Below are 18497 nucleotides of genomic sequence, written 5' to 3'. Positions count from 1 at the left end.
TTTTGCACGGTCGAATTTCCTGCGATGGCGCGAAGAACTGTACCACGATCGGGTGACACTGCCAACGATTGGGGCCACTTGTCGCCCTGTTCGAGCCTGGGTTGTCTATGATAGGGAAGTTTATGCAGGCGGGTAAGCTCGGTTAGCACAATGATCCTGGTCATCGATAATTACGACAGCTTTACCTACAATCTGGTGCAATACCTGGCAGAACTGGGGGCTGAGGTACAGGTCCGGCGCAACGACCAGATCAATCTCGATCAGGTGCGCGAGTTGGCTCCGGCAGCCGTCGTGATTTCTCCCGGTCCAGGTCGTCCCGAGGATGCCGGAATCTCCGGGGCCATCGTCGCTGAACTGGGATCTTCGCTGCCGGTTCTGGGCGTCTGTCTCGGCCACCAGGCGATCGGTCAGGTCTTTGGCGGGGCAATTGTCCGGGCAACCGAGTTGATGCACGGCAAGACTTCGCTCATTCACCATCGGGGAGAAGGGGTCTTTGCCAATCTGCCGCAACCTTTTGTGGCCACCCGCTACCACTCGCTGGTCATCGACCGCGAGCGCTTTCCGCAGGTGCTCGAAATCACTGCCTGGACCGAGGACGGGACAGTTATGGGCGTGCGCCACCGCGCCTGGCCACACATTCAGGGGGTCCAGTTTCACCCGGAGAGTATCCTTACTGCCGCCGGTAAAGATCTGCTCCGCAATTTCTTGGAGAGTTTAGCGAACGCATGAGAAGACGACAACTGTTGCAAACGGGCCTCGCCAGTTGTGCCCTGGCCGCTGCAGTACCGGTAATCGCTGCTCCGGTCCGGCCCAAAGGACTGCAGGTGACCTGGCTGGGCCACTCCTGCTTTTTGTTCAGCTCCAGCGAGGGGCGGCTGCTGGTCGATCCTTTCCGGCCCGCCGGTTGTACCGCCGGGTACCGCCGCCCGGAGGTGCAGGCCGACTTGATCTTGCTCAGCTCGCGCCTGCTCGACGAGGGCGCGCTCGACGTTGTCCGGGGCAATCCCCGCGTGCTCTATCAGCCGGGCGTCTTCACCGTCGATCGCTTCGACAAACTCCAGGGCGTCAAGACCCTGCACGACCGCAAGGATGGCAAGCAGTTCGGCGTCAACGTCGCCTGGCGCTGGCGGCAGGCCGGGATGGACATCGTTCACCTTGGGGTGATTGCCTCTCCCCTGAGCGACGAAGAAAAGATCCTGCTGGGCAAGCCGGATCTGTTGTTTGTGCCGGTGGGTGGCGGACTCAAAAGCTTCGATCCGGCACTGGCGCACGAGGCAACTCAGCAGTTGCAGCCAAGGCTGGTGGTGCCCACCTACTACCGCACCGCCGCCGCCGAACAAGCCTGCGATCTGGGCAACGTCGAGCCGTTCTTGAAGTACTTCAAGAGCGAATCGGTCAAAGTCTACACCAGCCCCGTCGCCCAGTTCACCGCCGCCGAGTTGCCCCGCGCCGAGGACGCACCGGGGGTGCGCGTCTTTGCCTACAACTTTGCCGGCAAAGCCGCACCCTTAGGCCGCGAGCGGACGCCGGTGCCTTCTTCTCAAGCGGAGCGCTCCTGAAGCGTTACTGAGGCCGGGGCGGGACAGGGATGGCATTGAGCTGAAATTGCAGCTGGCGGTCGGGATAGTCGGTGAGGCTCAAGTTGAGGGAGCGGCTGTTACCCAGTTCGCTTGCTGGAATTTGAATATTGCCCTTGTAAACCTGACGATCGTCGGGAAGTTCTGGCGGCAAACCTTCGCTGACGGTGCGCAGGGGCTTGCCCTGATCGTCGGTGACCACGAGCAGACCAAAAGCCGGGCTGTAGGCAAAGCGCGCCGCGTGGTAGCTCTTGTTCTGCAGGCTCACCTGGAGCACCAGATTGCTGCCCTGCCAGGAGAGCGAATCGACGCTGAGCGAGACGTTTTCTTGAACTGAGCGGGCGGAGACTTTGACTTTGGCCGAACTGCTGTCTTCGGCTGCCAGGTCTTCTTCTTGTTCTAATAGCTCGTCCGGCGTAAGCGCCTCGGGCACCTCGGAGGCAGTGGTCAGCGAACCGAGAATTTCGGCTTCTTTAAGTAGACCCTGGCTTTTGCCCAGTACCTTGCGCCCCTCACCACTGGGTGTTCTGGGCGAGGAGACATCTTCGAGTGCTTTTTGACCAAACTGAAAGCCAAAAAAACTCGCTCCTGCACCCCCAAGCAGGACAAAAGCCGCCAGGATCAAGTTGCGGTAGTCAAAGGGAGCCTGGGCTTTTGCGGGTGGACGGCGGCGCACCCGCAGGCGCGGCGTGGCAGGCTTGGTCAAGGGATGAACACGTTGCAACCCTCACACTATACCAGTCGCAGAGGGTAGACCTGCCGCAGCTGGACAGGGGCAGGTCGCTTCTACTGGCGATTGCGCCCCTAGAGCCGGACTACCCTGTAGACCAGGGCATCTGCTTCGTAGTAAGGCTGGTAGAGGACGCCGCTGCAGTCATAAAGCACGATGCCACCCTGTTGCGTGGTCAGGCATCCGTCGGGTAAATAATCGACCACCGCTCCGAGTGGAGGCCGGACAACGATGTACTGGCCGCCCACTGGTTGCAGAAAGACGCCATCAGAGTAGACATATCTGGTGGAACCAATAACCACGGGAGTGTAGTAGGGCGGTGGAGCGCTGAGTGCTGCGCCGATGGCCAGGCCCGCAGCAAAGGTAAATGCAGTACCCCATCCGGGGGGAGTGTAGTAGCCGCCGCCGTACCAGCCACCGCCACCCCAGGCACTCCTGGGCGGTGCAATGTTGATGTTGTTGTTGCGGATATTGACGTTGGTAACCCGATTGTTACGAATCTCGTTCGCGCGATTTTGAACGCTGGCTCTCACGTTGCGGTTGGAGCGAATGTTATTGACCCGGTTTTGTGAATTTGAGTTGTTGCGCGCCTCGGCCACGCGGTTTTGAAGATTGGGGTTGTTGCGCGCTTCGTTGACCCGGTTTCGCACGTTCGGGTTGTTGCGCAGTTGCACCGCACGGTCGCGAGTATTGGTGGGATTGTTGCGCGCCGCATTCAGCCGATTTTGAACGTTTGGATTGTTGCGCGCCTCGGCAACTCGGGCGCGAGCACTGGCATTGTCGCGCGTACTCCCCGCCGGCAGCGAAATATTGCCTCGATTTTGCAAATTAACGCTGCGGTTGAGGCGCGGCGAAGCGCCCCCACCACCCCCAAAGCGCTGGGCACCCGCTCCTACGGTAAAAGACGTGCCGAGGGCAATCCACAAACCCAGGAGGGTACAGGGCAAAAAGATGCGGTTCATAATTTTTTCCCTCGCTTCTGAGGAGCGTTCTGGGCACTCTCCGGCGGCAAGAATTCGATCCCGTAAGCTCCCGCCGGAGGTTTGAAGGCAAAAGCCTCTTCGCTAAAACCTGGTGCGAAATCCCAGTTAGAAAATACAGCCGTGTACTGCGGGGCTCCCGGCAGCTTCTTGTAGGTGATTACCAGTTTCATCGGCAGGGGTTTTTCTCCGTCACTCACCCACAACTGCCAGTCCCGCTCACTGCCGCTAAAAAGAAAGTGGGAGCCTGTCACCCGGTTGACCATATCGTTGCCGACGAAGGTACCGGTGAGCAGATCGCTCCTGAGCCTGGTACACGGGTCGGCGACGGCCAGATTGGAGAGGGGAATGGTGATGCCGTATTTTTCGGCAATCGTGTCCACCGCCTGATCGATCGTCGCTGGTGCTGACCTGGTGACGTATAGTTTCTTCTGAGGAGAAAGCAACGCGAAGGACTTGCCGTCGTAGTAAAATTCGGTGACCCGCTCGTCGCCCACGTAGTCCGAGCGCAGGCGATCGGGCTTTTGTACCGAGAGTTGCTGAAAGGCACTGTACTGCACCTTCTGGCCATCTTCCAGCACGTCGTCGTAGGCGGTATCGACCTCGACGCGAAAAGCTTTTTGGGCTTTGAACCAGTCGCAAACCCTGTCTAAAACCTGCTCCGGCGCGGCGTTGGGTTGGGCACCGACCGGCATAGCAGTAAGTAGCGTCGATGCAAACCATAGGAGCGCCCACCGGCCAGTGTGCAGGCGATTCTCCAGCGCTTGCCTCTGTCCATTCATAGACACCTGTCCTCAGTTGAAAAGAGATCCTGATCGAGTCAATCCACTATTCAGAAGAGATTGTAGCAGTGAAAATTGTATGCAAAACCCCCCGGCAACACCTCGGGGGTACAGGCATCAACAGAAGGAGCGTGGAATCGCTATCAGCGTCCGCCGCTATTATAGATGGCAAATTTCTTTTGCCAAGTATTCACTGGTCTTTCCTTCTCCGGTCATGCTCGGTATTGTCGCACAGCACCGGAAGCGCTATTTTCAGGCATACACTGCCTGATATTGATGGGTACTTTCTGTCGATGCTGCCGTATAGCGCTAGAGCAGGCCGCGCTTGGGGCCGTGAATCGGATCTTCGACGATGATCGTCTGCTCGCGGTTGGCTCCTACGGAGACGAGGGCGATGGGGGTCTGCATCTGCTGGGCAAGAAATTCGAGGTAGTGGCGGGCGGCGGCGGGCAACTCGTCGAGGGTGCGGCAGTGACCGGTAGGCTCCTTCCAGCCGGGCAACTCCTCGTAGATAGGCTCGCAGCGGACGAACAGATTGGCGTCACTCGGAAATTCTGCGATCGTCCGCCCGCCCGCCCGGTAGCCGACGCAGACTTTGATGTTTTCAAGCTCGTCGAGCACGTCGAGCTTGGTGATCGCCAGGCAATCGAGGCCGTTGATGCGCACGGCGTAGCGGCCAATCACCGCATCGAACCAGCCGCAGCGCCGGGCCCGGCCAGTGGTGGTGCCAAATTCAGCGCCCCGCTCGCTCAGGTGACTGCCTATCGCGTCGCCGAGTTCGGTTGGAAATGGCCCCTCGCCGACGCGGGTGGTGTAAGCTTTGGCCACCCCGATCACCCGGTCGATGATCGTAGGACCGACGCCAGCCCCGACGCAGGCACCCCCTGCCACTGGATTAGAAGAAGTGACGTAGGGGTAGGTGCCGTGGTCGAGATCGAGTAAAGTCCCCTGGGCTCCCTCAAAAAGAATGTTGCGGTGGGTGCGCACCGCCTGATCGATGAGCAACGAGGCGTCGATGACGTGGGGGCGCAACTGCTCGGCAAAGGCCAGGTACTGCTCGGCCACCGCATCGATCGCTAAGGGCGGCAGGTTGTACAGGCGCTCAAGCAAGACGTTTTTAAGGGGCACGATCCACCGCAGTTTTTCGAGGAAGCCCTCCGGATCCATCAGATCGAGCACGCGGATGCCGGTGCGGTCGGACTTGTCGGCGTAGGTCGGGCCGATGCCCCGACCGGTGGTGCCAATCCGGTTTTTGCCCCGGCGCTCCTCCTCGGCCAGGTCGATCAGCCGGTGGTAGGGCATCGTCACGTGGGCCGTCTCGGAGATAAACAAATTTTTGGTCGAGATGCCCAGTTCTTCAAGCTGGCGGATCTCCTCCAGCAGCACCTTCGGATCGATCACTGTGCCGGAGGCAATGACACAGCGCGTCTCAGGATAAAGAATGCCCGACGGAATCAGGTGCAACTTGAACGTCTGATCGCCTACGCAGACGGTGTGTCCAGCGTTGATGCCGCCCTGGTAGCGCACCACCACGTCCGCCGAGACACTGAGTAAGTCGGTAATCTTGCCTTTGCCCTCGTCACCCCACTGGGCGCCGACCACGATCACATTAGCCAAAAACCCGCAGACCTTTACGACACCAAACAATCAAGCGTAAGGGAAAAAACAGGAGCCTGTCAATGTGAAATTCGGGCACAAAAAAACCCGGAACCACGCGCCTGCCCAGAGCATCCCTTAGTGCTGCTACCGTCAGGTCCTGACACGGTTCGGGCGTCTGAGCCGCACGGGCCCAGGCAACGATCATGTTAGCGCATCAAAAACAAATGGTGCAACGCTCCCCGACCGGTTCCCATGCGAAAACCCCAGACCTTCTACCAAAATTGTCCCGATTCACATCTAGAATCTCGATGGAGTTTCTGTCATAAACGAACCAGGAAACTCCCGTTTTCCAAAATTTGGGACGCTTCAGTATTGGGTTGGGGTCATCGCATCGACTACGCCAGGAAACCAGGAGGAGAGCACTTTCGGCTTCAAGGTTTGAGTGTAGATCGAAAGCGGAAATCGCTTACTTGTCACTCGCTCCAGGTCGTGAACTCTTTTGCTAACGACACTCTTACTATAAAAGCGGAGGCTCGAAATAGATCGGCTCGTCAACATTAATTCACACCCAAAGGAGCAACACCTCCAGTCCTCAAAAACAGCCGCTTAAAGCTTGGTGCCGCAGCTGGGACAGAAGCGGTTGGCGGTGGTGTTCTTGGTGTTGCAGTTGGGACAGTAGATAAGCTCCAGCGCCTCTAGCGGCGGCTGGACAGGAAGACCCACCATCTGGTAGTTGGCCTTGCCCGGCGGCACCATCGGGTAGCAGTTGGCATCGGCGACGACCCGAAAATCGCAGATCACCGGTCCCTCGCTCGCCATCAGTTCTTTGATGCCGGCTTCGAGCTGGTCGGGATGGTCGATGACCAGGCCAGAGGCACCGAACGCCTCGGCGAGCTTGACAAAATCGGGCATCGAGGGCTGCATGTGGGAGTGGGAGAAGCGTCGGTCGTAGAAAAATTCCTGCCACTGGCGGACCATGCCCTGCCAGCCGTTGTTGACGATCGCCGTCTTGACCGGCAGGTTGTACTGCACGGCGGTGCCGATTTCTTGCAGATTCATCTGAAAGCTCGCATCGCCTGAGATGCAGACGACATCCTCTTCGGGCAGAGCGACCTGGACGCCGATCGCCGCCGGGAAGCCGTAACCCATCGTGCCGAGGCCACCGGAGGAGATCCAGCGGCGGGGACCATTTTTAAGAAACTGAGCCGCCCACATCTGGTGCTGGCCGACGTCGGTCGTATAAAAGGCGTCCGGCACCAGCTCGCGGAAGGCGACCATCACCTGCTGCGGAAAAAGCCGGGTACCGTCGCCCGGCACCTCCAGCGGATAGTCGGCCCGCCAGCGCTCGATGCGCTCAAGCCAGGCGCGGCTGCGGGGCTGACCGGCGACGAGCTTTTTGTTGAGTTCCTGCAATACGAGCCTGACATCGCCCACGATCGGCACATCCGGTGCCCGGTTCTTGCCCACCTCCGCCGGGTCGATGTCGATGTGGATCACCTTGGCGTGGGCGGCAAATTCGTCGAGCTTGCCTGTTACCCGGTCGTCGAAGCGCGCTCCGACGGCGATGAGCAGGTCGCACTCGGTGACGGCAAAGTTGGCGTAGGCGGTGCCGTGCATCCCGAGCATTCCGAGGGCGAGCGGATGCTGTTCAGGAAAAGCGCCCTTGCCCATGAGCGTCGTCGTCGTCGGAATCGCACACAGCTCGGCCAATTGCAGCACCTCGGCGTGGGCTCCCGAGGCGATGGCACCGCCGCCGACATAAAGAAGTGGCTTGTCGGCTTCGAGGATCAGTTTGGCCGCCGCTGCAATCTGGCGGGGATTGCCCCGCGTCGTGGGCCGGTAGCCAGGAATTTTGGGCGCACACTCGACGGGGTGATATTCAAAACTTTCCTGTCCGACATCCTTGGGCAGGTCGATGAGGACCGGGCCGGGTCTGCCGGTAGCGGCGATGTGGAACGCTTCGCAGAAGATCTGGCTGATCTGAGCAGTGTCGCGGACGATATAAGAATGTTTGACGATGGGCAGGGTAATCCCCAGGATGTCCGCTTCTTGAAAGGCGTCGGAGCCGATCGCCCGGCGCGGCACCTGGCCTGTGAGCACGACCATCGGGATCGAATCCATGTGGGCGGTGGCGATGCCAGTCACCAGATTGGTCGCCCCCGGTCCGGAGGTCGCCACACAGACGCCGGTCCGCCCCGTTGCCCTGGCGTAGCCGTCCGCCGCGTGGGCCGCTCCCTGCTCGTGGCGCACCAGAAAATGCTGCAACCGGCCCTCCGCCTCGGCCCGGTAAATTTCGTCGTAGACCGGTAAAATCGCGCCGCCCGGATAACCGAAAATATGCCGGACACCCTGGCGACAGAGGCTATCGACGATGGCGAAGGCTCCGGTAGTATGCATAGATCTGACCTGTAGCGAAAATAACGGTTCCCTGTAACCACTTACTCTACATCACCGCTGCAGCAGTAACTGTCCCGTCTTCGGCTTCCGGTGCCTGTGATGTCCGATTCTTTTATCGTCCGGGGTTCGACCCGGCTTCTGGGGCTGCTCGGTTATCCGGTGGCCCACTCGCTCTCCCCGGCGATGCACAACGCCGTCATCGCCAGGCTCGGCCTCGATCTGGTCTATGTGCCGCTTCCGGTGGCCCCCACCGATCTGGCCGTGGCCCTGGCTGGGCTGCGCCGTTCAGGCTTTATTGGCTTTAACGTCACCATTCCCCACAAGCAGGCTGTTCTATCCCTGCTGGATGGACTCACGAGCGAGGCGGAGCGCGCCGGAGCGGTGAACACGATCCGCCAGGAAGCGGACGGTCGTCTGGTGGGAGCGAATACTGACATCGCGGGTTTCATCGCCCCGATCGCGGATCTGCCCCTGCAAGGCCATGCCACGATCTTAGGCTGCGGTGGTTCGGCGCTGGCGGTGGCCCTGGGCTGTGCCGCCCTGGGCTTCGAGCGCATCCGGGTGCTGGGGCGCGATCATGACAGGCTCGCTGCCTTTGAGGCCCGGCTTGCCCCCATGCCTGCCATCAGCGTTCACCCCTGGGAGGAGCAGGAGGCGCTGCTGGCTGATACGGGCTTGCTGGTCAACACCACGCCCGTCGGCATGGCCCCATCCACCGCCGCCAGTCCGCTTGCCGAGCTGAGCCTCCTGCCCCCTACCGCCTGCGTCTACGACCTTATCTATCGGCCCCGACCGACCCGGCTATTGCAACTGGCCGCCGCCCAGGGTCTGCGCACCGTCGATGGCCTGCCGATGCTGGTGGCCCAGGCGGAGGCGGCTTTTTGCTTCTGGACGGGGCTGAAGCCACCCGACGGCCTGATGCTCCAGGCAGGAGAACTTGCTCTGGGTACGGGCAGTGATGACGCAGAGCGGTAGCTTGATCGCCTGCTTCAGCTGTTCTGCCCCTGCCCCCCCGCTGCCGTCAGATTGGCCAGCACAGGCTCAAGCAGTTGCCGGGCAAGAACCGCCGCCTGCCCCCGCAGTTCTGGAACCGCCGTCGTCTCCCACAGGCACCCCTTGCGCAGGGGACCGATCGTAAAGAGCAACCGGGACGCTGTGCCGCTGTGGTCAATCAGCGCACCGCCCGCCGTCACGTCGAGTCCGAGCCCAGTTTGATTGGCCCGGATAAGACCCTGGGCGTGCAACCTGCGGATGAGCGGTTCTGCGATGCGCTCGATGCGGCTCTCGGGGCCGGTACAATTGACGACCCGCTCGACCTTGAGTGACTGCCTCTCGCCGCTGCCACGCGGTCGAAAGACGACCTCCACGCCGTCCGCCCGCTCATAAAAAGCCAGCAGACGGCCAGCGAGAGCCTGCAAGCGGCCACTTGTTCGGACCTGCTCGATTTGGCGGGCCACCTCGGGAGCGATGCGATGGCGATGCACCTCCCAGTAGGGGCGCAGATGGCGCAGGAAGCGGTGCTGCTCCTGGAGGCTGAACGCGCTCCAGATCTGCTCGGTGAGGGGCCGGATGCCATCGACGACATGCTGCCAGTCGGCACTCTCCCGCGCCAGTTGCCTCAGCAGGCGGCACCAGCCATCTGCCGTGGCTGGCAGGAGAGCGGGTAGCCTGGCCCGTCCCCTGGGAAAACGGTGGGCAAGGGGCATCAACCCCCGCCGCGAGAGCACGAAGATCGCTCCCCGGTGGCCTGCTTCCTCCAGCTCCAGCACCTTGTCCACCATCGTGAGTCCGCTCCCGACCAGCAGCACCGGTGCCTGGGGATCGAGTCCGCTAAAGAGGGTTTCTGACCAGGGATCGCGGGCGTAGCGCGGGCTTTGATAAAAGTCCCAGTGACCGGCAAGCGGTTGGGCGGGGCTGAGATTGCCCAGAGCCAGCACCACCCGGTCCGCCGTCAGCGACGAGCCGTCCGCCAGCTCGACTATAGCGGCGGTACCGTCCGGATTGGGCAGCACCGCCGTTACCTCACCGCGCAGGTGCTCAAGACCAGCAAAATGCTCGGTACTCTGATCAAAAAGGCTGCGCAGGTAGCGCCCGTATACCTGGCGCGGCTGAAAGCTGTCCGGGTCCGCGTCCAGACCTTCCTGCGCAAGCCAGTTCACAAAATGACCCGCCGCCTCGGGCAGCGCGCTCATCCGGCCCGCCGGTACGTTTAGAAGATGCAGGGGGCAACGGGTAGAGTAGGCCGCGCCCTGGGCAAAGCGGCTCGCCCGCTCGATGAGCACCAGCCGCACCGGCAGCGGACCGCACAACCGTGAAAGGTGAAAGGCCAATAGCGTGCCGCTGAAACCCGCTCCGACGATGGCAATCGTAAACGGTGAGCGGCGGCAGCGATCCGGGTCGGGCCGCTGGGATAGCTGAGAGGTAATCCGTTGAAAAGCGGTGGTATGTTGCATAACAGACAGTAAGGCTCGATCTGGGGCTTTTGCTTCAGATTTGCAGGGGCAAAAACCAGAAGCTTTACACCGGATCCTATCCGAAGATCCGCCTGGAGTAGGCGTTTCTTCTGATACGCTTTTGCTGTTCTGTCATGCTTTCATCAATAAAAAATCTCCGGCAAATCCCAGGATTTGCCGGAGCGCAGGGGAAGTCGAGGCGGGCAGTCAGGACTTTTTGGCTGCCAGCACCTGATCGCACTTGAGTTTGTCGTACTTGACCAGCAGTTGCGGGTCGTAGGCGTTGGACTGGGTGAGTTTCAGGCACTGCTCCTTTACAGAAGCGGCCCGATTCCCCCTGGCCCGCTTTTTGGTGTAGGTGTAGGTGCGGGCCAGGGTGTTCGTGGTCGTAAACGCCTGAGCATGGGCGGGCACCAGTAGCAGCCCGGAGCCGGCAACCGTGAGGGCGAGAGCCAGACACAAAGAACTTGATGTGTGCATCGTCGTTGTTTCTCCTGCAGCCAGATAAGCGCAGTGTGCGGCTTCACGATAGGTTCTGACCGGCAATTTGCCATCCACCTGACAGTGGAGGATCACCAGACTTCACCAGCTACTCGCTGTCAGGCGGACCGCCGATTGGGCCTCGGCGAGCGATTTTTCGCGGGACGGCTCATCGCGGTTCAGGGTATCAGCTTGAATAAAGCTGACATCGGTAATGCCGAGAAAGCCAAAGATGGCCCGCAGGTAAGGCTCCTGGAAGTTGTAAGCTTCTGCGGGGGTGCCAGGACGATAACTGCCTCCCTGGGCGGTGATAAATAGTGCCTTTTTGCCTGCCACCAGCCCGGCGTATCCCTCCTGGGTGACCGCAAAGGTACGGCCAACGCGCACGATCTGGTCGATGTATGCCTTGAAACCAGCCGGTACGTTGAAGTTATACATCGGCACCGAAAAGATGTAGCGATCGGCGGCCAGAAGCTCGTCTACCAGTTCGTCCGAGATGGCGATGGCCTGAGCCAGTTCGGGCGGGCGCGCCTCCGGTGGAGTGAAGGCAGCGGCGATCCAGGTTTCATCGACGAGCGGTACCGGGTTATGACCCAGGTCGCGGTAGGTAACCGTACCGCCCGGATGGGCAGCTTTCCACTTATCGACAAATTCGCCCGCCAGGGTGCGGGAGACGGAGCGCTCGCCGCGCGGGCTCGCATCGATGTGCAGAATATGGACCATGCGATAATTCTCCATGCAAAAGTTGGCAAACGCAGCGGACTGGCACACGCGCTCAAAAACAACGTGTAAGGCAAACTGTGGCGTGGGCTGACAGACTATATCCCGGTCGTCTCGGCTCTTAGAGTATCTGCCGCATCCTCCCGGTACACCTTGACACTATCGCCCGGTGGTCTAGAAAGTAAAGTAGTTGTCTTAAAGTAACTATCGACCGGCAGCAGGAGGCAGGCGATGACAGTTCTCAAGCACCACAGCGATCCCTGTCCGATGAATACGCTGCTCAGGCTGCTGAGCGGTCCCTGGACGCTTTATATTCTCTGGAACCTGCGCTCGAACGGCCCCCTGCGCTACGGAGCGCTCAAGCGCTGCATCCCCGGCATCTCCTCGCGCATCCTTGCAGAGCGGCTGCGGATGCTGGTGGAGGCGGGGCTGATTCATCGCGAGTACGAGCCGACGGTGCCGCCCCAGGTGACCTACAGTCTCACCGAACGTATGGAGGACCTGGTTGTCGTCCTCGATCAGATCCACGACATTGCCCAGCGCTGGTACAGGTGCGAGGAGCCTGTACCCACTTCAACCCACTAACGGCGCAGCGCCCGCTCCATATCCCGCTTGGCCTCGCGCTTTTTAACGTCCTCGCGCTTGTCGTAGAGCTTTTTGCCCCGCGCCAGGCCCAGGTCCAGCTTGATCCAGCTGCCTTCGAGGTAAAGTTTGAGCGGCACCAGGGTCAGGCCCTTTTCTTCGACGCGGCCAGTGAGCTTGTTAATCTCGCGGCGCTTGAGGAGGAGTTTGCGCGTGCGCAGAGGATCGTGGGCAAAGGCACCGGCGGTCTGCAAAGGGGAGATGTGCATGTTGTAAAGGAGTACCTCGCCCGCCTGGATGCGGGCGAAAGCATCGGTGAGGTTGGCGCGACCGGCACGAATCGCCTTGACCTCGCTGCCCAGGAGAGCCAGACCCGCCGAGTAGGTTTCGAGAATCTCGTACTCGAAGCGGGCCTTGCGGTTATCGATGAGTAATTTGCGCGTCGAACTGCCGGGCATGGTGGTGTGAACAGCGGGGATCTTTCCAGACTAGCGCAACCCTCCTTTGCCTTCACAGCTCTGGCGGGGGAATATGTTTTACAGGCAGCCCGCTGTCCGCTATGCTTTGAAACTGGCAGCAGCCTGCACTGCGTCGCCTATGAGGAGTATGACCAGCAGCAACAATCTTCCGTGGCTGCAACCTGTTGTAGATGCATTCCAGCTGGGAGAGCCTCAGCGACTGACCCGGCTGCAAACTGGCCAGATCCAGCAGACCTGGCAGCTTGAGACCAACAGCGCCGCCTACATTTGCCAGAGCCTCCACCCGGCCTTCGACAAGGCGGTGACTGAGGACGCCGAGGCGGTGAGCTGCTATTTATCTAACCAGGGCTTTGGCATTCCGCGATTTATGCGAACGCGCCAGGGGGATCTGCACCTCGACTGGCAGGAGCAATCCTGGCGGGTGATGAACTGCCTGCCGGGCCGCTCGCACCGCCGTGCTCCCAGCGCTGCCTACCTGCAACACGCAGGCCGGGCCGCCGGTCACCTGCACCGCCTCTTATCTGACTTTGACCACGATTTTCAGTTTCAATTGCCTAACTTTCATGCCAGCGAGCAGATCTGGCAGCAGCTATTCGCCCACCCCAGCGATCCGCACGTAGAGTTCGAGTGGCTTTTTCTTATCGAGCAGATCCCGGCTCTGCTGTTACCAGCCGATCTGCCTCGCCAGATCATCCATGGCGACCTCAAGCTCACCAATTTTCTTTTTGACGAGGCGGGCGCGGTGGTTGGGATAGTGGACCTCGACACGTTCATGTACCACAACCTCTACGTCGAGTTGGGCGACGCCCTGCGCTCCTGGTGTACGGCAGGCGAACATTTCGATCTCATGGCACTGCAAGCCAGTCTCGAAGGTTACGCCGAGGCCGGTGCCCTCCACGCCCTCGATCCTGGCTGTCTCATCGCTGCCATCAAGCTCATCACCCTCGAACTGGCGATGCGCTACTTGATCGACTACTTCGAGGACTGCTACTTCCAGTGGGATCCGGCAGCCTATGGGAGCCGGTGCGCCCACAACCTCGCCCGCTGCCGCAGGCAGATTGCCGTTTACCGCGACCTGGTGCGCCAGCACAATGAACTGGAGCAGATCGTCGCCGCTGTCTTTATATCAGAACCACGAGTGGTCGAAGTGGCGGTTTAAGCGATGCTTTTACTGCAAATTGCCCAGAGCCGCAGGGCTGTGAGGCTGTAGGGTGCGCATCGCCTCGATCGCCCGTGCTCCGGCGCTTCGTCCGACGTACTGGGCCTTCAGTTCGTGCTTTTCATCGAGCACAAATACCTGCACTTCGCTGCGCAACCGTTGCCGCTCGCGTCTTAGCCGGTCGCGCTCAAAGCGGGTGTGCCCTTCCGGTGCGCGAAAGACAGCGTACCCGGCCTCCGGTATTGCGGCCAGCCAGAAGCGCGTGGCCTGCCCGCTCCAGTCCGGCAACTGCAGCCGCAGCGGCGGCTTGAAGGTCTGCCCTCCTTGTTCGAGGCGCGCAGCGAGAAGCTGATCCTCCCGCTCCAACCGCTCGCGGACGATGGCTACACTCAGTCCCCGGCCAAACTCCGGCACGCCCGCCAGATCCATCACGACCACAAAGGCATAGCGCTCGGGCTGGGCATTCATCGCAGCGACGATTTCATCGCTGACGGCGGTGGCCTCCGCTTCGTTGGCCTGTCCGGCGAGCACCAGCACCGTTATCCGCCCGCGCAGCTGCTCAGCGCTAACGGGCCGTCCCGCCAGATCCGTCGGCGGCAGGTGATCCTGCAGGGGTAGAGCTACCGCTACTGCTGTCCACCATAGCCACGCCCCCAGGCACAGCCCGGCTGTCCGCTGCCTCCTACTGCTTGCCACGGCCACCAACGGGCAACAACGGGCCTATCCTAACCAGCAATATGCCGGTGCCGCCGCCTGCAATACAACTCGGCTTTTCTTCAAAGATACGCAGATCTGCATGCTAGCAGGTTCCAACTCTGGAGAGAGCTGCAGTTGTCATACCGCCTACAAAAATAGTAAGTATGCAGACCTTCGGCCTCTTGCTACTCAGCGCTCTGAGCAGGCACAGGCTGCTCAAGCTGGTAGATGAGCGCCCCCCACAGCAGCGTCTGTGCCGCTGCGTTCAGCCGCTGAATATCGACCAGCGGGCGGGTGAGAATGTTCTTGTCAAGGCCGAGAGCACCGATCGTCAGCTCCGAAAGGGTGGCGATGCCAAGCTCGGCGGCGAAGGCCAGCTTCAGGCCGTCCACAAGCTTTGGCGCACCCAGGTTGATGCCGAAAATATCCATAGGACAGTCTCCAGATACACTTCTAGTTACCGTTCTTTATTCTTCTTAACACAACTTAGGGTTTTTGCCTCTCTGTTCTGGGGAATAGGGCGATTGTCAGGGGCCAGAGGCCAGCCACACTGTTTTCAAAGCCGATTTCAGGCGGACAATGATCGGAGGTCCAGGAGAAAATCCTATGCTCCGAGTGGCAGGAAGATGGCTGTTGGTTTTTGCCGCGCTGGTAACCCTGGCTGGTCCGGCCCGCTCAGCAGAGAGTCTGCTATTTAATTACGGTCCTTTTGGCCTGTCGCTACCGGTAGCAGACCTCGACAGCTACGTGCAGACCGGCAAGGTGAGCGACAAGCTCGCCTATCTAATCAATCTGGCAGGGTCGGGGGATCTCGCCAGCCTGCGAAACGTCCTCATTACCCCCCTGCCTGTCAATCTGGCGCTGGTTTCTCGAATCACCTACTCGCCGGTGGGCGAGCGCGTCCTGCAACGGTTGGGCAGCCTGTTGCCTACCGAGGCAGGCAACAGCAGCTTTCATGCCCTGCGCGCCGCGCTGTTGCTGGGGGCGGGTTCCCCCGGCGGCCTGACGCTGCTCAGTTTTTTACAGAGCTATCCGCTCACGACCCTCAAGGTCGATGTCTCCTCCGGCGAGCAGGTGGGCAGGGAGGTGGCCAGTCTGTTCGACCTGGGCGAAGTCACCTTCAGCGCCGTCGAAAAGCAGGCGGAGGCTGACACTGTTGCCGAGCCACCGGCTGCAGGTACGGCGGACCCGCGCCAGACTGGTCCTTTTCGCACCGAGGTGCGCACCCTGTCCTTCAACAACCCCCGCTATGCCCAGGCGGAGGACTGGCTGCGCCTCGCATCAACCGCCCAGATCACAGCGGATGTCTATCTACCGGTGGGCACTGCTCGCCCTGCCCCCCTTATCGTCATCTCCCACGGCGTCGCCTCGGATCGCCGGACCTTCGGCTGGCTGGCTCAGCACCTGGCTTCCTGGGGTTTCGCCGTAGCGGCCCTCGATCACCCCGGATCCGACAAAAAGCGCGCCGCCGAACTCTTCAGCGGCGTGAGCGGTAGCGGCGGTCCCGGTGAATTCATCGCCCGCCCCCAGTACATCTCAGCGCTTCTCGATAAACTGGAGCGGCTCTCCCGGACGGACCCTGCCTGGCAGGGGCGACTGAACGCCTCCCAGAGCGGCATTGTCGGTCATTCGATGGGTGGTTACACCGCTCTGACTGTGGGAGGAGCCACTATCGACTACGACACGGTGCATTCGGTCTGCGACAACAGAGACCGGCTGGTGGAACTGGTCAACTCTGCTTTGCTGCTCGAATGCGGTACCTTGCTGTTACCAGCCACCGCCCCGACCGAATTTCGCGACGAGCGCATCAAAGCTGTGTTTGCGATCAATCCGATCGGGGCCGCTGTCTTTGGCAGACCGGGAATGGGCCGCGTCGCCGTGCCGACACTCATGGTCTCAGCCAACAAGGATGCCTTTGCCCGGCCAGAGCTGGAGCAATTTTTGCCCTTCAGCTTCTTGAAAGTCCCGCAAAAATATCTCGTGCTGGCCCGCAACGCCACCCACTTCACACCGACCATCGACCCTGGGCAAACCGCCTCGGTACTGCCTATTCCCAAAGAATTCGTCGGCCCGGATCCTGCAAGCTACTTCACTGCCCTTCGGGCGGTCACCGTTGCTTTTTTCAAGACGCAGCTGGCAGGTGAGCCGTCCTACGCCCCGTTTCTGCAACAGGGTTATGTGGGCTCCCTCAGCCAGCCGCCCTACCAGTTCAGCTCGATCACCTCCCTCGACAATCCCCAGATTCGCAAACTGCTCGACGAGGCACTGCGAAAAGCTCGCAATACGGTTCGGCCTTGATCACTAGCGGACAGCGGAAGCTGCTGCGACTTTGACCTCCTCGTGGTACTCGCTGTCGGAGTTGACGGCCCACAGATTGTGCTGGCCGGGCTGCAGAACGTTTCGCGCTGCCAGGATGCCCATCAGCAGGCTGTGGTCCTGGTTGTTGTATTTGAAGGCACCGTAGCGGCCCACCACCTGCAGGTTGCTGAACTGCTGCAGGTGAGCGCGCAGGGTGCTGAGCGCCTGCTCGTAGTTACCAGCGTAGATCGGATAGGTGCGCGGCAGACGGACGACGAAGCCCTCTATGACTTTTTGCTGGTCTAAAAGCCGGATGCGGCGCAGATCCTGCTCGGCTCGCTCGACAAGCGCAGCGTCGCCCATCGTCCAGGGACCGTCGAACTGGCACCAGTACTCGCAGCAGAGGGGTGTACAGGTTCCGTTCTCGGGCAGCATCGCAGGCGACCAGTTGGCAAAGTTGGTCACCCGGCCCAGCGCCACCGTCGGATCGTTGATGTAGAGCCAGTTGTCCGGGAACAGTGCGTGGCTTTCGACAAATAGGTACACCAGCACCGTGTTGCGAAAGCGCAGCGAACGGGCCGCCGCCAGGACCGCTTCTGGAGCAGTGGGTTCTAATTGCTCGACAAGCCGGGTCAGCGGAATCGAGGAGACGACGGCGGAGCACTCAGCGCGATACTCCCTGCCACTTGTGCGGTCTTTGAGGCGAACAGCGTTCACCCGTCCCCCGGCGTGGGTAAGGCCCACCACCTCGGTATTGAGCAGCAGGCTCTGGCCCTGTTCCCGCAGCGCAGTCGCCATTCGCTCGTACAACTGGCCGGAGCCCAGGCGGGGAAATTGAAACTGGTCGATGAGGCTTTTGACCCGACCGCTGTTGCCAAAGAGGGCACCGCGCACCGCCGCCAGAAGCGATAATCCCTTGATGCGCTGGGCGGCCCATTCGGCTGAAATTTCAGTGCAGGGAATGCCCCAGAGTTTTTCGGTATAACCCTCGAAGAAGATTTCAAAGAGCCGTCTGCCAAAGCGGCCCGTCACCCACTCAGCAAAGTTGCGCGGCGCTGGATTGGGAAATAGCTGCGCCGTTGCGTAGGAGAGCACGATGCGGCTACTCTCAATCAGTCCCAGCATAAAGAGCGCCTCGAAGGCTTTGAGCGGATAAGAAAAGTACCTGTCACCGTAGTAGATGCGCGTCAGGCGGTTGACGGTCACCTGCTCATCGCCCAAAACTTCGTTCCACAGGTCGAGAACGGGAGCGAGCTTGGTGAAGAAGCGATGGGGACCATAGTCGAGGATAAAGCCCTTATGCACAATACTTCTTGCCAATCCACCCACCTGATCGTCGCGCTCGACGACGACCACGGGCAGACCGAGCTTGCTCAGAGTATAGGCGCAAGCAAGCCCGGCAGGACCAGCTCCGAGAACAAAGACGGGTGCGCGATCGATAGCAATCTCTGCCCCGGAGACAGATGTAATTGATAGCATAGTCTCACCTGGATCGGATAATCACTGGTGAAAAATGACTGGGGGGTTGCTCTCAGCTAAATTATGAACATTCCCCTCCCGCCCTG

The 18497-nt window shown here is 60.6% G+C and carries 18 protein-coding genes and 1 other RNA gene; 6 read left to right on the top strand and 13 right to left on the bottom strand.

Going from position 1 to position 18497, the window contains the following annotated elements; all coding sequences use genetic code 11:
- The first annotated feature begins 150 nt into the window (after positions 1-150).
- Both GKIL_RS15150 and GKIL_RS15145 read left to right on the top strand, forming a co-directional pair.
- Entirely contained in the window at positions 151-729 is a 579-nt protein-coding gene (locus GKIL_RS15150; protein WP_023174596.1) for an anthranilate synthase component II, read from the top strand.
- Complete coding sequence (locus GKIL_RS15145) at positions 726-1559, top strand: MBL fold metallo-hydrolase (protein WP_023174595.1); 834 nt, start codon at positions 726-728, stop codon at positions 1557-1559. The genes GKIL_RS15150 and GKIL_RS15145 overlap by 4 nt, the downstream gene beginning before the upstream one ends.
- Before the next feature lie 4 nt (positions 1560-1563).
- Here GKIL_RS15145 and GKIL_RS22845 read toward each other — a convergent pair whose 3' ends face one another.
- From GKIL_RS22845 to ilvB, 6 genes are all read right to left on the bottom strand, one after another.
- Positions 1564-2283 (bottom strand): hypothetical protein, encoded by a 720-nt coding sequence (locus GKIL_RS22845; RefSeq protein WP_023174594.1) that lies wholly within the window; start codon positions 2281-2283, stop codon positions 1564-1566.
- A 98-nt stretch (positions 2284-2381) separates the two neighbouring features.
- Positions 2382-3269: a DUF6515 family protein gene (locus GKIL_RS22840; protein ID WP_023174593.1), complete on the bottom strand. Its 888-nt coding sequence runs from the start codon at positions 3267-3269 to the stop codon at positions 2382-2384.
- Positions 3266-4069: a DUF2092 domain-containing protein gene (locus GKIL_RS15130; RefSeq protein ID WP_023174592.1), complete on the bottom strand. Its 804-nt coding sequence runs from the start codon at positions 4067-4069 to the stop codon at positions 3266-3268. The genes GKIL_RS22840 and GKIL_RS15130 overlap by 4 nt, the downstream gene beginning before the upstream one ends.
- 309 nt (positions 4070-4378) lie before the next feature.
- Complete coding sequence (locus GKIL_RS15125; RefSeq protein ID WP_041244844.1) at positions 4379-5686, bottom strand: adenylosuccinate synthase; 1308 nt, start codon at positions 5684-5686, stop codon at positions 4379-4381.
- Between the two features lie 81 nt (positions 5687-5767).
- An RNA gene (ffs, locus tag GKIL_RS23715) (signal recognition particle sRNA small type) lies at positions 5768-5865 on the bottom strand.
- Positions 5866-6274: 409 nt separating this feature from the next.
- The gene (gene ilvB, locus GKIL_RS15120) at positions 6275-8065 is read right to left on the bottom strand and encodes a biosynthetic-type acetolactate synthase large subunit (RefSeq protein ID WP_023174590.1); all 1791 of its coding nucleotides are present in this window, start codon (positions 8063-8065) and stop codon (positions 6275-6277) included.
- A 99-nt stretch (positions 8066-8164) separates the two neighbouring features.
- On the opposite strand from ilvB, the gene GKIL_RS15115 reads away from it, so the two are divergent.
- Positions 8165-9040 carry a shikimate dehydrogenase gene (locus tag GKIL_RS15115; RefSeq protein ID WP_023174588.1) on the top strand — a complete coding sequence of 292 codons (876 nt, stop codon included), beginning with the start codon at positions 8165-8167 and terminating at the stop codon, positions 9038-9040.
- A 14-nt stretch (positions 9041-9054) separates the two neighbouring features.
- On the opposite strand, the gene GKIL_RS15110 is transcribed toward GKIL_RS15115, so the two are convergent.
- From GKIL_RS15110 to GKIL_RS15100, 3 genes are all read right to left on the bottom strand, one after another.
- A complete protein-coding gene (locus GKIL_RS15110) occupies positions 9055-10518 on the bottom strand; it encodes an FAD/NAD(P)-binding protein (protein ID WP_023174587.1) in 1464 nt (487 codons plus the stop codon).
- Between the two features lie 207 nt (positions 10519-10725).
- Positions 10726-10998 (bottom strand): hypothetical protein, encoded by a 273-nt coding sequence (locus GKIL_RS15105; protein WP_023174586.1) that lies wholly within the window; start codon positions 10996-10998, stop codon positions 10726-10728.
- Between the two features lie 102 nt (positions 10999-11100).
- Complete coding sequence (locus GKIL_RS15100) at positions 11101-11721, bottom strand: FMN-dependent NADH-azoreductase (RefSeq protein ID WP_023174585.1); 621 nt, start codon at positions 11719-11721, stop codon at positions 11101-11103.
- Positions 11722-11949: 228 nt separating this feature from the next.
- Here GKIL_RS15100 and GKIL_RS15095 point away from each other — a divergent pair, with 228 nt between their 5' ends.
- Positions 11950-12303 (top strand): winged helix-turn-helix transcriptional regulator, encoded by a 354-nt coding sequence (locus GKIL_RS15095; RefSeq protein WP_023174584.1) that lies wholly within the window; start codon positions 11950-11952, stop codon positions 12301-12303.
- On the opposite strand, the gene smpB is transcribed toward GKIL_RS15095, so the two are convergent.
- On the bottom strand, positions 12300-12758 hold the full coding sequence (smpB, locus tag GKIL_RS15090; protein ID WP_023174583.1) for an SsrA-binding protein SmpB: 459 nt from the start codon (positions 12756-12758) through the stop codon (positions 12300-12302). The two genes, GKIL_RS15095 and smpB, sit on opposite strands and share 4 nt — an antisense overlap.
- A gap of 148 nt (positions 12759-12906) precedes the next feature.
- On the opposite strand from smpB, the gene GKIL_RS15085 reads away from it, so the two are divergent.
- Positions 12907-13938 (top strand): phosphotransferase enzyme family protein, encoded by a 1032-nt coding sequence (locus GKIL_RS15085; RefSeq protein ID WP_023174582.1) that lies wholly within the window; start codon positions 12907-12909, stop codon positions 13936-13938.
- 9 nt (positions 13939-13947) lie between these two features.
- Here GKIL_RS15085 and GKIL_RS15080 read toward each other — a convergent pair whose 3' ends face one another.
- Together GKIL_RS15080 and GKIL_RS15075 are read right to left on the bottom strand one after the other, a co-directional pair.
- A complete protein-coding gene (locus GKIL_RS15080; RefSeq protein ID WP_081705378.1) occupies positions 13948-14634 on the bottom strand; it encodes a hypothetical protein in 687 nt (228 codons plus the stop codon).
- Between the two features lie 185 nt (positions 14635-14819).
- Entirely contained in the window at positions 14820-15065 is a 246-nt protein-coding gene (locus GKIL_RS15075; protein WP_023174580.1) for a hypothetical protein, read from the bottom strand.
- Between the two features lie 175 nt (positions 15066-15240).
- Between GKIL_RS15075 and GKIL_RS15070 the strand changes: the two genes are divergently transcribed.
- The gene (locus GKIL_RS15070) at positions 15241-16932 is read left to right on the top strand and encodes an alpha/beta hydrolase (RefSeq protein WP_023174579.1); all 1692 of its coding nucleotides are present in this window, start codon (positions 15241-15243) and stop codon (positions 16930-16932) included.
- A 3-nt stretch (positions 16933-16935) separates the two neighbouring features.
- Here GKIL_RS15070 and GKIL_RS15065 read toward each other — a convergent pair whose 3' ends face one another.
- The gene (locus GKIL_RS15065; protein ID WP_023174578.1) at positions 16936-18411 is read right to left on the bottom strand and encodes an NAD(P)/FAD-dependent oxidoreductase; all 1476 of its coding nucleotides are present in this window, start codon (positions 18409-18411) and stop codon (positions 16936-16938) included.
- Positions 18412-18497 lie beyond the last annotated feature (86 nt).

Source organism: Gloeobacter kilaueensis JS1 (assembly GCF_000484535.1).
Taxonomy (GTDB): Bacteria; Cyanobacteriota; Cyanobacteriia; order Gloeobacterales; family Gloeobacteraceae; genus Gloeobacter; species Gloeobacter kilaueensis.
The sequence above is the reverse complement of the archived record's forward strand: the minus strand, read 5'-3'. Positions and strand labels throughout refer to the sequence as shown.